14 protein-coding genes and 1 pseudogene are annotated in these 18,762 nt (G+C 42.2%); 1 reads left to right on the top strand and 14 read right to left on the bottom strand.

The genetic code is table 11. The features are described from left to right. The 7 genes and pseudogenes from glmM (PVV68_RS02045) to PVV68_RS02075 form a co-directional block, all read right to left on the bottom strand. Positions 1–419: pseudogene (gene glmM, locus PVV68_RS02045) on the bottom strand (phosphoglucosamine mutase); the annotation flags it as partial. An 18-nt stretch (positions 420–437) separates the two neighbouring features. Then, entirely contained in the window at positions 438–1,790 is a 1,353-nt protein-coding gene (glmM, locus tag PVV68_RS02050; RefSeq protein ID WP_273721413.1) for a phosphoglucosamine mutase, read from the bottom strand. A 1,066-nt stretch (positions 1,791–2,856) separates the two neighbouring features. Continuing rightward, positions 2,857–5,070, bottom strand: coding sequence for an ATP-dependent zinc metalloprotease FtsH (gene ftsH / locus PVV68_RS02055; protein WP_273721410.1), 2,214 nt, complete (start codon positions 5,068–5,070; stop codon positions 2,857–2,859). Between the two features lie 116 nt (positions 5,071–5,186). Beyond that, positions 5,187–6,821 carry a tRNA lysidine(34) synthetase TilS gene (tilS, locus tag PVV68_RS10680; protein ID WP_273721408.1) on the bottom strand — a complete coding sequence of 545 codons (1,635 nt, stop codon included), beginning with the start codon at positions 6,819–6,821 and terminating at the stop codon, positions 5,187–5,189. Next, positions 6,811–8,787 (bottom strand): tol-pal system protein, encoded by a 1,977-nt coding sequence (locus PVV68_RS02065; RefSeq protein WP_273721406.1) that lies wholly within the window; start codon positions 8,785–8,787, stop codon positions 6,811–6,813. The genes tilS and PVV68_RS02065 overlap by 11 nt, the downstream gene beginning before the upstream one ends. Positions 8,788–8,871: 84 nt before the next feature. Beyond that, positions 8,872–9,378, bottom strand: a complete 507-nt coding sequence (gene pal / locus PVV68_RS02070) for a peptidoglycan-associated lipoprotein Pal (RefSeq protein ID WP_273721404.1) — start codon at positions 9,376–9,378, stop codon at positions 8,872–8,874. Positions 9,379–9,579: 201 nt separating this feature from the next. Continuing rightward, complete coding sequence (locus PVV68_RS02075; protein WP_273721402.1) at positions 9,580–10,272, bottom strand: DUF1013 domain-containing protein; 693 nt, start codon at positions 10,270–10,272, stop codon at positions 9,580–9,582. Between the two features lie 382 nt (positions 10,273–10,654). Between PVV68_RS02075 and PVV68_RS02080 the strand changes: the two genes are divergently transcribed. After that, positions 10,655–11,401, top strand: a complete 747-nt coding sequence (locus tag PVV68_RS02080) for a YebC/PmpR family DNA-binding transcriptional regulator (RefSeq protein WP_273721400.1) — start codon at positions 10,655–10,657, stop codon at positions 11,399–11,401. Positions 11,402–12,215: 814 nt separating this feature from the next. Here the strand turns inward: PVV68_RS02080 and PVV68_RS10615 are convergent. From PVV68_RS10615 to ruvB, 7 genes are all read right to left on the bottom strand, one after another. Then, positions 12,216–12,326, bottom strand: a complete 111-nt coding sequence (locus PVV68_RS10615) for a hypothetical protein (protein WP_273721399.1) — start codon at positions 12,324–12,326, stop codon at positions 12,216–12,218. A gap of 577 nt (positions 12,327–12,903) precedes the next feature. Further along, a complete protein-coding gene (gene tolB, locus PVV68_RS02085; RefSeq protein WP_273721416.1) occupies positions 12,904–14,226 on the bottom strand; it encodes a Tol-Pal system beta propeller repeat protein TolB in 1,323 nt (440 codons plus the stop codon). 42 nt (positions 14,227–14,268) lie between these two features. Next, positions 14,269–15,621 (bottom strand): cell envelope biogenesis protein TolA, encoded by a 1,353-nt coding sequence (locus tag PVV68_RS02090; protein ID WP_273721397.1) that lies wholly within the window; start codon positions 15,619–15,621, stop codon positions 14,269–14,271. Positions 15,622–15,695: 74 nt separating this feature from the next. Beyond that, on the bottom strand, positions 15,696–16,148 hold the full coding sequence (gene tolR / locus PVV68_RS02095) for a protein TolR (protein WP_273721395.1): 453 nt from the start codon (positions 16,146–16,148) through the stop codon (positions 15,696–15,698). Between the two features lie 12 nt (positions 16,149–16,160). After that, positions 16,161–16,874 carry a protein TolQ gene (tolQ, locus tag PVV68_RS02100; protein WP_273721393.1) on the bottom strand — a complete coding sequence of 238 codons (714 nt, stop codon included), beginning with the start codon at positions 16,872–16,874 and terminating at the stop codon, positions 16,161–16,163. A gap of 162 nt (positions 16,875–17,036) precedes the next feature. Continuing rightward, positions 17,037–17,477, bottom strand: coding sequence for a tol-pal system-associated acyl-CoA thioesterase (gene ybgC / locus PVV68_RS02105; protein WP_273721391.1), 441 nt, complete (start codon positions 17,475–17,477; stop codon positions 17,037–17,039). Between the two features lie 180 nt (positions 17,478–17,657). Further along, positions 17,658–18,752, bottom strand: coding sequence for a Holliday junction branch migration DNA helicase RuvB (ruvB, locus tag PVV68_RS02110; RefSeq protein ID WP_273721390.1), 1,095 nt, complete (start codon positions 18,750–18,752; stop codon positions 17,658–17,660). Between the last annotated feature and the right edge of the window lie 10 nt (positions 18,753–18,762).

The raw sequence follows: 18,762 nt of genomic DNA on the forward strand, positions 1-18,762 counted from the left end.
GCCATAATGCGAATAACCGGCTCAGTTCCAGAAGCACGGATCACCAATCGTGCGGCTTTTCCCAAACGCTGTGCGGCTTGATCTATTGCCGTTTTGACCGGATTTTCTTTCAACACATTTTTGTTTTTAATCGTTACATTTTTTAAAATTTGTGGCACAGGTTCAAATCGTTTACACAATTGACTCATCGGGCTTTGACTTTCCTGCATACAAGCCAATACCTGCAAAGCAGCCACCAGCCCATCGCCCGTTGTCCCAAAATCACTCAAGATAATATGTCCAGAAGCTTCACCACCAACATTATATCCCTTTTGGCGCATCGCTTCCACCACATAACGATCCCCAACATTTGTCCGCACAAGCTCCAAGCCTTTGCACTCTAAAAAGCGCTCTAGCCCAAGATTTGACATAATCTTTGTAAAAAAGAAAGCATTCCTTTATGATAGGGCATCGTGATGGGTGATAACCTCCATCATCTCTGCCACCGCAGCATCCAGAACGTCTCTAGCGTCACCTTCCGCCATAATGCGAATAACCGGCTCAGTTCCAGAAGCACGGATCACCAATCGTGCGGCTTTTCCCAAACGCTGTGCGGCTTGATCTATTGCCGTTTTGACCGGATTTTCTTTCAACACATTTTTGTTTTTAATCGTTACATTTTTTAAAATTTGTGGCACAGGTTCAAATCGTTTACACAATTGACTCATCGGGCTTTGACTTTCCTGCATACAAGCCAATACCTGCAAAGCAGCCACCAGCCCATCGCCCGTTGTCCCAAAATCACTCAAGATAATATGTCCAGAAGCTTCACCACCAACATTATATCCCTTTTGGCGCATCGCTTCCACCACATAACGATCCCCAACATTTGTCCGCACAAGCTCCAAGCCTTTGCACTCTAAAAAGCGCTCTAGCCCAAGATTTGACATAATCGTTGTCACCACGCCGTTACCCTGTAACCGTCCGGTTTTATGCCAATTTTCAGCAATCACAGCAATCAACTGATCCCCATCAATTGTTTGCGCTTTTTCATCCACCAAGAGAACACGATCCCCATCGCCATCAAGAGCAATCCCAACATCGGCACGCACTTCATGAACTTTTTGTTTCAAAGAAGTCAGATCGGTTGACCCACATTTTTGATTAATATTGGTACCATTTGGTGTATCATGGATAGCAAACACCTCGGCTCCCAGTTCCCACAAAGCACGTGGAGCAGCTTTATAAGCAGCGCCATTGGCGCAATCCACAACAATACGCAAAGCATCCAACCGAACATCCCGTGGCAAAGTTCGTTTAGCATATTCGATATAACGATAAATATCGCCCTCAACCCGTTTTGCATAACCAATTTCAGCAGAACTTGCTAAAGATTTTGAAAGATCTGTATCGATTAATTGTTCAATTTTTTCTTCCATTTCATCGGAAAGCTTAAAACCATCAGGACCAAAAAGCTTAATTCCATTATCATAGAAGGGATTATGAGAAGCAGAAATCATCACCCCAAGATCAGCGCGCAAAGAGCGACAAAGCATAGCAACAGCAGGTGTTGGCACAGGTCCCAACAAAAAAGCTTCCATTCCCGCAGCTGTAAATCCTGAAACTAAGGCATTTTCCAACATATAACCAGATAATCGTGTATCCTTACCAATCACCACACGACGCGACTGACGTTGTGAGCGAAACAAAACTCCCACAGCCATCCCCACTTTCATGGCAAAATCTGGTGTCATAGGAAAAGCATTGGCTTTCCCCCGAATTCCATCTGTACCAAAATATTTTTGCGCCATCCCTATTTCCTTTATACGCATTCTTTTTTCTGCTCTTCCATGAGAGCAGAAACTCCGCTCAAATGAAATCCTTCATGTGACTAAGGACACGCCTTTATTCTCAAATCCTAAGAGATAACAAAGCTGCTGCCCACCACCTAAAGAAAATTTCACAACAACGACACCAAAACTCCTCATGATGTCTTGCCACTCTTCCTATTAAGTCCTAAGATTACTCATAGGGAAACACTGGCTTTGCCCTTAAATTCCATCTGTAGCAAAATATTTTTGTGCTTTTCTTACTTCCTCGATACGCACTCTTTACTTTTATCATCCTGTTAGAGCAGAAACTCTGTGAGAGCAAAACATCCTATGAATAAGAGCATTTGCACCCCTTCATTCTCAAATCCTCAAACAACAAAATCGCCCACTACCACCTAAAAAAATCTCTACCAAAACTACAGCAAAACTCCTAATAATGTCTTTCCGCTCTCCCTATTTAATCCTATGATCATTCATGGGAAAAACATTGGTTTTTTCTTGAATTTTCTCCGTAGCAAAATCCTTTTGTGCTATCCCCTTGATACGCACTCTTTCTTTTATCATCCTGTTAGAGCAAAAACTCTGTGAGAGCAAAACATCCTATGAATAAGAGCATTTGCACCCCTTCATTCTCAAATCCTCAAACAACAAAGCCGCCCACCACCACATAGAGAAAATCTCTCCAACAAGCATATCAACGCTATCAATTATGCTTTGATATCGCACATACTAAGCAATACTATCCCTGCATGTTTTACACATACGCTCTGCTTTAAACAAAACCTCTCCTTAACAAAACCAAAGAAAAAAAACCTCTATCAAAAGACCAATACCCCATTTCACACGACAAGCACAAAGTCACCAATCTTAAGTCCCCACATCACCAGCCAGAGATCCAAGCAGACACTTTGAGAATGCAGGAATTGCACAGGGACCTTCCCCTCTGGGGGATTTCACACTCTTCCCACATTCCTTGGGAGGCGCAAGCAAGACTCGCGCCTTGCTCAAAAAAAATCCTTAGAATCCTCTCTAAAACTAAAGTGAATCAAGCGTCGTTAGAAGGCTCCTGTTTTTCTTTATCACGTCCTGGAGCATTCGACTTCTTTCCAGAATTGGTTTTACTTACAGAACGATTGACGACCTTTGTCGTCCTTTTTGCGCTTTGCGTTTTTTTCTCCATCTCACGAGATGGCCTACCTTGAGACGCAGCATCATTGGCTTTAACATCACTGGATTTTGTTGTTCCCTTTACAATTTTTGGCTCTGCTTTACCAACATTGGTTTTATTGGCATTGGTTTTCTCAGCATCAGCTTTTTTAACAACCGTTTTTTCAACATCTGTTTTCTTAACGTTTGTTTTATCCGCTGTTGATGTATAAGCCTCTGCCTTTATGACTCCCGTTTTAGGCACAGAAGAAACGCGCGGAGCACTTTCATCTTTTTGAGTGCGTGAAGGAGGTTTTCCAGCAATGACTTCATTAATTTCAGCACCAGTTAAAGTTTCATATTCCAATAAACCTTGTGCTAAAGCGAACCATTCTTTTCTTTTTGTGTTCAGAATTTCGGTAGCACTTTTATAAGCATTATCGATGAGTTTACGCACTTCAGCATCGATCATACGTGCTGTTTCTTCAGAGACATTTTGTGTGCGTGCCACAGAATGCCCTAAAAAGACTTCATCCTGATTATCACCATAGGCCACATTGCCAAGCAGATCAGAAAAACCCCATCGTGTAATCATGGCGCGTGCTAATTTTGTTGCTTGTTCAATATCGGAAGCAGCACCGGAAGTGATATTTTCCTTACCAAATTTCAATTCTTCTGCCACTCGTCCTCCCATCATGATAGCCAGACGAGAAATCATCCAGCGATAACTCATGGAGTAGCGATCACCTTCAGGCAATTGCATGACCATTCCCAAAGCTCTTCCTCTTGGTACGATTGTTGCTTTATGGACAGGATCAGCAACAGGCACACTCAACGCGACGATAGCATGTCCTGCTTCGTGATAAGCGGTGAGTTCTTTTTCTTCTTGTGTCATAGCGGTTGAACGACGTTCAGCTCCCATCATCACCTTATCTTTGGCGTCTTCGAACTCTTGCATAGTGACGACTCTTTTATTGCGGCTAGCAGCCATGAGAGCGGCTTCATTGACAAGATTCATCAGATCAGCACCAGAAAAGCCTGGAGTCCCCCTTGCTAAAACTTTCAAATCCACATTAGGGGCTAGAGGCACATTGCGCACATGCACTTTTAAGATTTGCTCACGCCCAGAAACATCAGGGTTTGGTACCACCACTTGCCGATCAAAACGCCCTGGTCTTAACAAAGCAGGGTCGAGCACATCGGGACGGTTGGTTGCGGCAATAAGAATAATACTTTCATTAGGCTCAAAACCATCCATTTCGACCAGCAGTTGGTTTAAGGTTTGTTCACGTTCGTCGTTTCCGCCTCCAAGTCCAGCACCACGATGGCGTCCCACCGCATCAATTTCATCGATAAAGATAATACAGGGCGAATTCTTTTTAGCCTGTTCGAACATATCGCGCACGCGGCTTGCCCCAACACCAACAAACATTTCGACGAAATCAGAACCTGAAATAGTGAAGAAAGGTACATTAGCTTCGCCTGCCACAGAGCGTGCCAGCAGAGTTTTACCAGTCCCCGGAGGACCAACCAGCAAAACACCTCGTGGAATACGTCCCCCTAAGCGTTGAAATTTTTGTGGTTCACGTAAAAATTCAACAATTTCTTGGAGATCCTGCTTTGCTTCTTCAACGCCGGCGACATCTTGAAAGGTCACGCGCCCCTGTGCTTCGTTAAGCAATTTTGCTTTTGATTTACCAAATCCCATTGCCCCACGTGATCCATTTTGCATTTGTCGCATAAAAAAGACCCACGCCCCAACGATAATAATAACAGGAAGCAAAGAAAACAGCAGATTAAGGAAGATACTATTGCCAGAGCTTTCAGGAATAGCTTTGACATTGACATTTCTGTTTTCCAATTTTTGTATCAAACCTGGATCTCGTGGAGCATAGGTTGAAATAACTCTGTGCTCAATGGTTTGTCCTGTTAATTTTTGACCTTGAATGGTCACAGATTTCAGCTCATTATTTTCGACTTTTTGCAAAAATTCGGAATAAGAAATCTCTCCACCACCAGAACGCTGGCTATCTCCATTAAAGAGAGAAAACGACACAATCAAAATCAAGGCAATAACTCCCCAAATGAGGACAGAGCGGTAATTGGAATTCATATTCAGCCCACTTAATTCAATATATATATTTTAATAGTTCCCCTTAACATATAACCTTGTCAGCTTCTTGCCAAGGTATGAGAAGATGTTTATTGTCTTTTTAGAGTGATTTTTCTTTATCTTTTCATCTCAATGTTAAAAAAAGGTTCCACAACATTCACCAGAGTGGCATCTTCACATGAGAAAAGCCAATGGAAAGGAGCCATAATTCGCTTGACGATAATATTTTGCTGAAAAACAGTAGGGTTCGTCAACTCTGGAATATCATATCCTTTGTCATTTGAAACCATCACCAGCGATTGCAAGGAAGGAAAATGAGGATTTTCAAGATCAACATAACTCTTTTTAAGGAGAGATTTCAGTTCCTCTAAACCCGCTGCCCTAACCTTTATGGCATCAGCACCATGATTGGTAATCTGATAGCGCCCATCCCACAAAAAAGTTGTTTTTGGCGCAACGACAGCCTCTCTCATATTTCGCGCCTCGCGCCAAAAAGCGATTCCATTTTTATTATATTCAATAACAGATCCAGCATAAGTAAAGCGCTGCTTTTTGGATGAATGAAGACACAATTTTTGCACAAGAGTGGTCAATTTTTGCCTGGGCAGCAAATAAAAACCTCCTCCCATCAACACAGCAAACAACCCAACAACAAAGGGAAAACCGGAATGATTCTGTAGAAATGGTGCAGGTTTTGCAATAAAACAACGTCCATATTCTACCATGATATCCAGCGCCAAAATCAAATCAGCAATTATTTGTGCCTGTTGACGACGCGCCCGTGCAGCTTCATGAACCTTTTCAACAATATTGGCAAGCGTTTTGGGATGAAGCGATTGGCGCACACGCACGCGTTCAAAATTGCAATTTTCATTGCTTGGATCATCAATCCATGTTGTCCCCTTAAAATGCAAATAAGCACGCAATGTTTCACGCTTTACAGCAAGGAGTGGGCGAATCAAACGGACTTTTTGCCGCAACATCGCCTCGCGCGTCATACAAGATAAACCACGCGCAGACAACAACCCATCATTTTTTTCGCTAACAATACAATTTTCCTGCGCACTCTTTTCTCTAGCTTCTGTAAAAGATACTCCACTATGCATAGTTTCAAAAGCTTTACCTTGCACAATGCCAAAAGATGCTCTCACATAGCCCCCATCACGCATCCCCTCAAAGGCTACACCTTTCACAACATCTGCAAACGCCCCCGCATACCCCCCATCACGCATACCCTCAAAAGCCTGGCTTTGCATAACACCAGAAGCCCCCGCATAAACCCCATCATGCATGCCCTCAAAGGCTACACCTTGCAAATCCTTATTTTTTCGAAGACGTTGGGAGCGCATTTGATAGGTTTCCACCTGATCATTAAGCGTATGCCCTGTCATAATAAGCGTTGCGCCTTGTTTTTGCGCTTCTTGAAACAACAGATCATAGCGTGCAACACGGGCACTTGAAGCGATATGCGTCTTTGGTTTTTTGCCTTCCCAGCGCACGGTGACATGTTTAATGCGATGAGCACGACAAATTTCTGCAACAATTGAAGCTTCACCAGCCGATTCTTTTCGCAATTGATGATCAACGGTGACAGCAATCATTTCTGGAGGAACGGAGAGAGTTTTTAAATAGTCTTTGACTAAAAACAGCAAAGCCAGAGAATCACTCCCTCCTGAGACCGCAAGGATCAATTTTTGACACTGGATAAAATCCGATGTTTTAAAGAGATTTCCTGCTAGTCTAATGCACACCGTGGATGACCTCACTCCTTTTCAGAGGTTTACAAAAGATAGATTCTAAAGTTTTAGAGTGTTTTGATTTTTTTGCGAAAAATGCACAAGACTCTTTATTTGGTTCAAGAGTCACCATACTTCTCGCCAATTTCAGCAAAATCTCAGAAGTGTAGGCTTTCTTTTTGTCTGCATACCATACATTAAGATAAACTTGTGCTGCTTCATGATAGCGTTTTTGTCCCAACAAAGCTTCTGCTAACCAAAACAAAGCATCATCCCTTAAAGGATCTTTTTGATAATGCTGTTGAAAAGCACAAAAGGCTTTTTCAGCATCAACATAATTGGCAGCAAGAAGAGCATCATAGCCTTTTTTATACAACTCTTTAGAAGAGAGAGAAGAGGTATCTTTACCCTGCTGTGGTTCAATATGCTCAATTGCCCCATAGGTTTTCTCTAAAAGCTTATGAGCTTCCTGCAAATTATCTTCTGTTTGCTTGGCAAACTTATGTATTTCCTTCAGATTTTCATCCGTTTCTTTTAAATGATCATGGCTCCTCACTGTAGCATGATTGCTTTCCACATCAGCAACACTCTTCATACCATCTTTTAGGCTATGCTCCACCACCTCTTGCTTGACAGCAAACAGACTTTCATCCCCAAGAGCACTCTCAAAAGCACAAGAATAAACAGAAGAGTCTTGTTTATCAAAAAGCTGGTGGAATTGCTTTTGAACATTTTTCAAATTGTTATGCTCAAGCACTGTTCGTATATGATGCAAAAGTTTATCCAAATCATAATCTTTAAAGAGAGTCTTTTGATTTTCTAGGAGTGACTCTCGACTTTGCAACGCCCCCTGAACAGGGAAATCCGTAGCATCCGCGGCTTTTTCCACAGCACCAGCAGCAGCATTCTTCACCGCATCAGCAGCCTTTTCTGCCCCACCATCAGTAGCCTTATTCACCGTATCGCCAACCTTATTTACGACATCGCCAGCTTTTTCCACCGCACCAGCAGCAGCATTCTTCACCGCATCGCCAGCCTTTTCCGCCCCACCATCAGTAGCCTTATTCACCGCATCGCCAACCTTATTCGCTACATCGCCAGCTTTTTCCACCACACCAGCAGCAGCATTCTTCACCGCATCAGCAGCCTTTTCCGCCCCACCATCAGTAGCCTTATTCACCGTATCGCCAACCTTATTTACGACATCGCCAGCTTTTTCCACCACACCAGCAGCAGCGTTCTTCACCGCATCAGCAGCCTTTTCCGCCCCACCATCAGTAGCCTTATTCACCGTATCGCCAACCTTATTTACGACATCGCCAGCTTTTTCCACCACACCAGCAGCAGCGTTCTTCACCGCATCGCCAGCTTTTTCCGCCCCACCATCAGTAGCCTTATTCACCGCATCGCCAACCTTATTCGCTACATCGCCAGCTTTTTCCACCGCACCAGCAGCAGCGTTCTTCACCGCATCGCCAGCTTTTTCTGCCCCACCATCAGTAGCCTTATTCACCGCATCGCCAGCCTTATTCGCTACATCGCCAGCTTTTTCCACCACACCAGCAGCAGCATTCTTCACCGCATCAGCAGCTTTTTCCGCCCCACCATCAGTAGCCTTATTCACCGCATCGCCAGCCTTATTCGCTACATCGCTAGCTTTTTCCACCACACCAGCAGCAGCATTCTTCACCGCATCAGCAGCTTTTTCTGCCCCACCATCAGTAGCCTTATTCACCGCATCGCCAGCCTTATTCGCTACATCGCCAGCTTTTTCCACCACACCAGCAGCAGCGTTCTTCACCGCATCAGCAGCTTTTTCCGCCCCACCATCAGTAGCCTTATTCACCGCATCGCCAGCCTTATTCGCTACATCGCCAGCTTTTTCTGCTGCACTAGAATCCGAATTATCCTTAGAATATTGTGTGAACCAGCGCGCTCCACTTTGAACAGATGAAGCAGAACAAGCTACGAGAACAGCCATATAAAAGACAGTTCTCCAATTTTTTTTACCATACATCCACATAGTTTTTTCCCCTCTAGTGCTGGTCTTTAATGACCGTTCATGTTACTTCAGTGTTGTAACAGCACGACGATTTTGGTTCCAACAGGAAATATCATCACACACTGCTACAGGCCTTTCTTTCCCATAAGAAATTGTTTGAATCCGTTGTGCGGAAACACCAAGAGAAATCAAATAATCACGCACAGCGACAGCACGACGTTGTCCAAGTGCTAAATTATACTCACGTGTTCCACGCTCATCAGCATGACCTTCAATCATTATAGAATAATGAGGATAATGCAGCAACCATTCTGCTTGGCGCATCAAAACAGGTTCAGCATCAGAATCAATGGAAGAAGAATCAAGACTAAAGAACACACGGTCTCCAACGTTCACCATAAATTCTTGTCCCGAACCTGGTCCTGTCTGATTCACACCAGCACCATTCAAATACGCACTATTCATACCGTTGAGTGTACTACCACGTTCTTTTCCACAACCAACCAAAGACAGTGAGCCAAACAAGACCATAGCTAAAGGATGAAAGATAATATTTTTGATAGAGCGCATGTATTAATTCTCCTTAACGAGTGCCCACAAAAATTGAAAGAATAGATTCTTTCAAAAACGTCTCAAGAATAGCTGCTAATTCCTAATGAAGAAAAAATTTTTCATTTTCACCTATTATCCTTCATTTAAACTTCCAGCATTCCTTTTCATCGCCAAGCTTTCAGCATAAAGAGAAAAATGCATTTACAGTTAACCATTTATTTATGCATCATCATCCTGACGGTTTTTTTGTAGTGCATTAAGTTTTGCAAAAACTTTATCGGCATCAAAATTTTTATTATGGTCATTTTCCATATGCTCTTCCTGAAGATCAACATTTTCTGTCACGGATGCAGGCAGCAAAGATCTATCGCCTTCTACGGAGGCAGGACGATTTTTTGCCGCACGTTGGAGCTCAAAATCCAAATCGATTTGTGAACATAGTCCCAGCCCGACAGGGTCGAAAGGCACCAAGTTTGCACTATTCCAATGGGTTCTCAGGCGAATTTGCTCAATGGTTGCTTTTGTTGTACCAATTAATCGTGCAATTTGTGCGTCCTTCAATTCAGGATGATTGGTTACCAACCATAAAATACCATTGGGACGATCTTGACGTCGAGAAAGGGGGATATAGCGCGCACCTTTACGCTTTTTCTCAGGAATGCGTACCCGAGACTCGGAAATTTTTAAGCGTGCATTTTGATCAGCCTCCACCCGTGCAATTTCACTACGTGTCAACTGCCCAGAACTAATGGGATTAAGCCCCTTAATACCGTGAGCAGCTTCGCCATCAGCAATAGCTTTCACTTCCAACACGTGTAATTTACAAAACTCTGCAATCTGATCAAAAGAAAGAGCAGTGTTATCAACCAGCCAAACAGCTGTAGCTTTGGGCATCAAAAGTTGCGTTGCCATCTTTATCATATCCTCTCACTTTGCCTCTTTGCTTAATTTATTGAGGCAGATTATTGCCCACTCTGGAGCACTGGATCTTTTTCTTACACATCAGGTCTTCTTCACTCCCTCTTAAATTAAAGCGAGTTATGAAATAAACCACTTTTGTCATGAAATTATATTCTGTTATAACCTGATTTTTGCTACACGACAAGAGATCTGTCTTGTCATGCTGCTCAACAGAGTATCTTTACCTTTAAGATGAATTTTCTTATAAAGGATTCATTTGATCACTTCATCTTGATACTGTGGCACATTTATTCTGGTGGGATGTATGTTTCAGCACCTAAAATTTTAGAAACATTCCCCCAAGAAAGAAAGCCCTCAAACTGGAAAGAAAACTATGGCAGGTCATTCACAATTTAAAAATATTATGCACCGTAAAGGACGTCAAGATGCAATGCGTTCGAAAATATTTTCTAAGCTTGCACGCGAAATTACCGTTGCAGCCAAACAAGGCGCCCCTGATCCAGCCATGAATCCACGCTTAAGGCTTGCTGTCCAAAATGCTAAAGCACAGTCTATGCCAAAAGACAACATTGAACGCGCCATTAAGAAAGCGTCAGGAGGAGATGTCGAGAATTATGATGAAGTGCGCTATGAGGGCTATGGTCCAGGCGGCGTTGCTGTCATTGTCGAAGCCTTAACGGATAACCGTAACCGCACCGCTTCAAATGTACGTGCTGCTTTCACCAAATCAGGTGGTGCACTTGGAGAAACAGGATCAGTCAGCTTCATGTTTAATCGGATTGGCGAAATAATCTATAAGCCAGAAGTAGGAACAGCAGACAGCATCATGGATGCCGCTATCGAAGCTGGTGCGGACGATGTGCAATCAGAAGAGACCGGACATCATATTACCTGTGCCTTTGAAGATATTGGTGAAGTTTCTAAAATGCTTGAAGCCACACTTGGCGAAGCAGAATCAATTAAAACCATTTGGAAAGCCACCACCCTTGCGCCCATCGATGAAGAAAAAGCTTTATCCGTTTTACGGCTTATTTCTACATTAGAAGAAGATGATGATGTACAAAATGTCTATGCTAATTTTGATGTGAGCGATGAAGTTTTAGCAAAACTGTCTGGTTAACCTCCACATGGCGAACCCACGCCATTATCATGCTATGGGCTCCCCTCTTTTCATGAGAACCACACATATCTGTCTACAAAAAGGTGTAATCGCTTCTCATCTTTACTACAACAAACAAGCCCTGCTTCAAACGCAGGGCCATATAACCTCTCAAACATTTTCCATAAGAAGCATAAAAGTTTTTCACCAAACTTTTTCACAGAGCTCTTTGGCTTAAAACGTCATTTCCTCAAAGAAATAACAGCCCCCCAAAGGAGCAAGAAAAACGCACAATATATTTAAATCAACACATTATTATGTAAAACTATCTTCCTTACATGGCAGAAAGAATTGTTATCGCACAAAGATCACATGATGGGCTTGCACCGTCAATCACCACCTTTAACAACGCATCTGAAAGCCTAAAAACTTACCCCAAAATATTTCACTGAAGAAGTACCCCCAAAAACTCCCACATCTCTAAATGTCATTTCTCAAAGAACTGACAGCAACAGTAAGAGCACAAAAGAGAGAGGGATTGAAAATATATCACATCAACAGATTAAAAAGCACAAACGCCCCCTTTAGCCATAAAAATGCTTATTGCCCAGACAAAAAGCATTATCTTATACAAAAACAAAATAAATTCAACATATTAAGTTTATCTGTTTTAGATAAGTTCCCTTTAAGAGTCCACACTTTCCTGTTTAAATTGACCATTTTTTATAAAAGATTGTCCTCTATGAAGAAACCATAAAAAGCAAATTATAAAAAGGTTTAAGAAGCAAAAACAACCTCAAATTGTCCTTCAATCTTTTTAACTTTTTTAGAGCTCTCAACAATCTTGATTGTCATTTCCCAATTTTGCCAAACACACAAGCATTTTCATCACACGCATTTCTCGAAATTCTCCATTTAAAAGTTTAGACCATTGAGGCTCTGTCATTTTTAAAAGTTGACGAGCCTGTTTTCAGGTTCTTTTCTTTAAGAATTGACTCCTTTTGTGAACAATTTGCGCTTTTATAAGCATCTTTCGAGAGTCTAAAAACCAAGGTCTGCATAAACATTGGAACTACCATGAAAAACATTTATCATCTTCATTCCTTATCTCTTGCTCTGCTCACTGGAGATGCTCTTTAATCAAGTTGATAACTGGTTTTGGTGTTGCAATAGCATGAGTTGCTTTTTTGAGAGAAATCTACGATTTCCCAGACTCTCATGCAACAAGCAAAACACTGAATTGTCATTATAAAACAAAATCTTGCAAATCCCATGATGCGCTTGCGCCATCAATCACCACCTTTAACAACGCATCTGAAATCCAAAAACACTTGCCAACAAATAATTCACTGAAGAAATTCCCCCAAAACTTCCGCATCTATGGGATGACGATCGATGTGGTATAAAATTTACAACCTCTCCAACTGATTAACAAACACAAACGGCTCTCTTAAGCTGTAGATGCTTGGTTGACCTACAACCACAGAGAATTTTACCTTGTTTATTTTTATCAACCACCTCGTTTATTGTACAGTAAGCAATGGCGACCATGCCGGATCAGAAGCATCATTGGGGGTCGGCAATTGGCGTTCATTGCGCCCTGTAATATCAATAGTATAAATTTTGGGGCCCATACCTGGATTTTTGCGAAAGAACATCAAAACGCGTCCATTAGGTGCCCAAGTTGGACCTTCATTGTGAAACCCTGTAGTTAAAATGCGCTCTCCTTGTCCATCAGGGCGCATCACACCGATAGAAAATTGGCCTTCTGATTGTTTTGTAAAGGCAATATAATCACCTCGTGGAGACCAAATGGGTGTAGAATAGCTCCCCTCATTTGAGGAAATCCGCTGAATATTGCTCCCATCCGCATTCATAGTATAGATTTGCGGCTTTCCACTGCGGTCTGATGAAAAGACAATTTGCGACCCATCCGGCGAATAAGAAGCAGATGTATCAATAGCTGCAGTTGTTGTAAGCCTCGTCATTGTGCGGGTGCGTAAATCCATGGTATAAAGATTTGCGCTCCCATCATTTTGCAACAAACTCATAATAACTTTTTGCCCATCAGAGGAAAAACGCGGAGCAATTGTCATATTTTCAAAAGTTCCTATCAACTCTCTTTGCCCCATTTCGATTTGTTGCAAATAAACATGCGGCACTTTATTGTGCTCGTAAGCCATATAGGTAATTTCTTGTCGTTTTGGTGAAAAGCGTGGAGTGAGAACCAATTCACTGCCATCAGACATATAGATCAAATTTGCTCCATCTTGATCCATAATCGCCAAGCGTTTAATGCGTGCATTTTGTGGACCTGTTTCATCGATAAAAACAATCCGTGTATCAAAATAACCACTTTCTCCTGTCATCTCACTATAGATCTCATCAGCGATCATATGTGCAACTCGCCGCCAACGTTCTGTAGCGGTATAAAAACGGCGTCCTTTGAGTTGACGCTGTCCAAAGACATCCCATAAACGAAACTCAACTCTCAACCGCCCATCGGTTTCTCTGATCACTTGTCCAGTCACCAACCCTTGTGCTTTTATTTTTTTCCAATCAGAAAAAGCAGGGGGTCTATTAGGATTGGAAATTTTTTCAAAAAAACTTGCCTTATCAAGGGGCAAAAACAGTCCTGAGCGTTCAAGATCAGCTGTGATAACAGCAGACATTTTAAGCCCAATTGAATCATTAGAAACAAAATCTGGTATTGCAATAGGAATAGGATTAAAGTCGGCACTTGAAATAGTGCCTTTGAGTTGTGCATAAACCGATGAAAAACTCGAAAGCCACAAACCGCAAGTGACAATACACCAAGAAAAAAATTTCTGTCTCGTTATAGTCATCATGGAATGTATCCTTTCATTAAAGAAAAATATCTTTGTTTTTCATCGTGTTATTTCTTGAAGGGGATCAACATTAAAATCAAAGCCCTGCCCCCATAAATCATATTGATCGCGTGGAAGATCAGCATAAGGTTGACATGAAAAAACGGCTGCGTACACCTGCCTTATCATAATGTTTTGCTGGCTTTGTGCACCGCTTAGGGGATCAATGATTGGATCACCCATAACCATTCCTTCACGATTGAGAGTAAATCGCAACCGCACAACTGGACGGTTTTTTAAATCACCACCAAGCGCCACAAGTTTAAGCTTCTGTTGAATACACCCCCCAACGATACTGACAAGAGTTTGTGCCATTTTTGTGGTATCGTTGATATTTTTTCTTGCTCCCAGAGCCTCTGGTGTATCGGAGCGTTTTGCCCCACCTCCTTGGGTACGAGCACGATTGAGGAGATTATTTTCCTCCATGGTGAGAATATCTTCAATTGTCTTATCTTTTATTTGTTGTTTTTTCTGATTGTGAGCTTGTGCATTTGCAATTTTTGCTTCTTTAGCAGGTTTTGGTTTCAACTGTGGGAGAAGAGGTTTTTCTGGCAAGGCAATTTGCGGAAGTTGTGGATGCATTGTTGTTTGCTTTACAGGTTCTTTTTTCACCACTGGAGGAGTCAATTCCTGTGGCGATACTCTTTCTTCATTTTTGCGTACCTCTAACGGCACCTCAGGCATAGCCTTTGGCGTATCCTCTGATCTTTCTAAAGGCGCCTCAGGCATAGTCTTTGATGTATCCTCTGATCTTTCTAAAGGCGCCTCAGGCATAGCTTTTGGTGTATCCTCTAATCTTTCTAAAGGCAGCTCAGGCATAGCCTTTGGCGTATCCTCTGATCTTTCTAAAGGCAGCTCAGGTATAGCCTTTGGTGTATCCTCTACTCTTTCTAAAGGCGCCTCAGGCATAGCCTTTGGCGTAGCCTCTACTCTTTCTAAAGGTGGTTCTGTTTCCGATAATTCTGGTTTGGTTAATTCTGGAAGAGGTTTTTCCGGCGCCTTCTCTTCTCCTGATGGTGAAGGTATTGTCTCAACGCTCCGAGGTTTTTCTTTAGGTTTAAAAGGTGCAGAACTGTCTATCTGTCCCTCTCCCACATGGTGTGCATCTTCTTTTTCTTGTGGTTTAGTGGTTGGTTTTACTGCGGGAATTGCTCGCACAGGGGCATTCACAGAGCCTTGCTGAGAAGAAAGCTCTTGTGTCAAAGGAGCAAGGGTGATGGGAATTGCTTCTAACTGTTGTGGTAAAGAAACGGGATGAATGAAGGTAATAGCCCCCCAGCTAACAAAAACGACATGGAGTGCAAGGGATAAAGCCAAGCCTCGTTTCATGCTATGATAAGAGCCTTTGTTCATCTCTCTACCTTGCGTTTTTATTTTTATCACTTTCATATTGTTTTGCAAACAATAGATGACAGTTTATCATGATTTTATTGTGCGAGACTAGCTAACGAAACTTGTGAAAAGCCTGCTTTTTGAATATCGGCAAGCAATTGTAGCACTTGTTGATATTCAACGGTTTTAGCAGCCCGCACGAAGATACGTTGGCTTTTTTGTGTAGGGTCTTTTTCCAATAAGCTTTTAAGTTGTGCAATCAAAGCCTCAGGGGTATCGTAATAATCTTGATTAATAGCCAAGCGCCCCCGTGCATCGAGTGAAACCGTGAGTGGAGTCTTGTCCATACGGACAGGTCCTGCTTGGCTATGAGGCAAATCGAGGGGGACACCGTTTACCAAAAGTGGTGCAGAAACCATAAAAATAATCAACAACACCAGCATAACATCCACAAAGGGTGTGACATTGATTTCGCTCATCAATTGACTGTGTGCATGATGCCGCCTACGTGTTTTTTTTTGAGAAGAAGAAGCAACAGAAACGCCCATAAATAATCCCCTTTAGAATGATGAATTCGTCGTACGTGTTTCATCGAGACGTCGTGATATAATTGTCGAAAATTCATCGGCAAAATTTTCTATTTGTGCAATAATTCGCGCACTTTCACTGGTCAATTTGTTATAAGCAATAACGGCTGGGATTGCTGCAAACAAACCAATAGCAGTTGCCAACAGCGCTTCAGCAATACCTGGTGCCACAATGGCAAGCGAAGTATTTTGAGAGGCTGAAATAGAAAGAAAGGACCCCATAATGCCAACAACGGTTCCAAAAAGACCGATAAAAGGTCCTGCTGAGCCAAGGGTTGCAAGAAAGCCTAATTTTGATTCTATTTTTGCACTTTCACGCCCCAAAGTCAGATCCATAGCCTTATCAATCCGGCTCTGCAAACTTATCGATGTATGGATTCCTTTTTCAAGGGATTTTTTCCATTCCACCATTGCAGCCATAAAAACTGCGGATATACTATTAGTACGTTGACTTTTACATTCTGCATAAAGATCTTCTAGCGCCTTTCCCGACCAAAATATGCGTTCAAATTTTTTGATCTCACGCCGTATTCTGCGATAGGTGAAGATTTTATCAAAAATAATAGCCCAGCTCCATACAGAAGCCAGCAGTAATAAAATCATCACAGCTTTAACAACGAAACCCGCTTGCATAAACAAATGCAATATCCCAATCATTTCTGGATTCGTGAGTTCTACATGCGGCATAATTTTTGTCCCTCTAACTGAAAGGTTTGTTGATGAAACAAAATAAAACAGATTATTTTATAGTTTCTAAATCTAAAAAACAAATTCCCCTCCGTCTCTTTAGCCAAAGAGTTCATACAATATCACTTTTTAAAGTGAATACAGTTTAAACAACAATTATTTTTAAACAACAATTGTTGCAAAAAGCCCTTTGGGTAAACGGCGTGGTTTTCCTGCCTCATTAATAAGAGCAATTTCAACTTTTGCTGTTACCAACATCATATCCTCATGGAGAATATGTTGCTCCATAAAAAAGCGAGCCCCTTGAATGCGGTGAATTCGTGTTTTAATTGTTAACAAATGATCAATTTGTGCTGGTCGTAAAAAATGAAGTTCCATATGGCGAACAACAAAAAACAGTTTTTCCCCCTCCACACCTGCTGCTAACATCTTGTTATTAAAACCGGTATCGCGTAAGAATTCTGAACGTCCCCGTTCAAAAAATTCGAGATACCGTGCATGATACACCACACCAGAAAAATCTGTATCAGCAACATAAACACGCACTTGCAAATCATGAAAATCATTTTTAGGAGTGCTTGTCAAAGAATTTGTTTCAGTCATCTGCTCTATCCTATAAAATTATCTAAAGTCGTTTATTATTTTGTGTATGAAGCAGTTGAACGTGTTTTTGTGGTAAAAGAGTGGAATCGTTAGAACAAAGTCTGAACTTCTCCCAAACTTTTTCTGTAAGCATTTACCCACCTATGGAGCATTTTATGGCTCTCTTTAAAAGAAAATGTTTTAGTCATCTTCTCCGTCCCATAAAGTTGCCTGAAGGGATGCATTATCCTTTGTGTCGAACAGTTGCGCGCGTCTTTGTGGTGAAGTCTGAGATGCTGGAGGACAAAGCCCTAAATGGCTCCATGCTTTTTCTGTAAGTATTCTCCCACGAGCAGTGCGTTGCATAAAGCCTTGTTGGAGCAGATAGGGTTCCACAATATCTTCCAGAGCATCACGTGGTTCCGAAAGAGCAGCAGCAATGGTTTCAATACCCACCGGTCCACCTAAAAAAGTTTCCGCAATCAAGAGCAAATAGCGGCGGTCGAGCGGGTCAAGACCAAGATGATCAACTTCCAAGCGTGAAAGGGCTTCATCAGCCACTTTTTGATCAATTTTTTTTGCCCGCCTCACCAGTGCAAAATCACAAACCCGCCGTAAAAGCCGCCCAGCAATTCGTGGAGTACCGCGTGCACGGCGTGCAATCTCATGGGCACCATCATCACTAATCTGTACTGAAAAAAGCCGTGCATTACGTTGAACGATGTACTCCAGCTCCTCTATAGTATAAAAATTGAGGCGAATGGGGATACCAAAACGGTCCCGCAGTGGTGTGGTCAAAAGTCCCAAACGGGTGGTTGCAGCCACTAGTGTAAATTTAGCCAGATCAATTTTTACGGAGCGTGCCGCCGGTCCCTCACCAATGATCAGATCCAGTTGATAATCTTCCATAGCTGGATAAAGAATTTCTTCCACAGCTGGATTGAGCCGGTGGATTTCATCAATAAACAGGACATCGCGTTCCTCTAGATTGGTTAAGAGAGCTGCTAAATCTCCCGCTTTAGCAATAACTGGTCCTGAGGTAGAACGAAAATTAACGCCTAATTCTTTAGCCATAATCTGTGAGAGCGTTGTTTTTCCCAAACCAGGTGGTCCAACGAATAACACATGGTCGAGCGCTTCGTGACGTGCTTTGGCTGCTTCAATAAATATCTTCAAATTTGCCCGTGCAGCTTCTTGACCAATAAAGTCGTCGAGCACTTGTGGTCTTAAGGAACGATCTGGATCGTTTTGCAGGGGAGCAGCCCCCAAAAGGCGTTGATCTTCATCTTTATGCATTGTTACCTTA

Origin of the sequence: Bartonella sp. ML69XJBT, from assembly GCF_028618515.1 — a bacterium.
Classification (GTDB): Bacteria; Pseudomonadota; Alphaproteobacteria; order Rhizobiales; family Rhizobiaceae; genus Bartonella.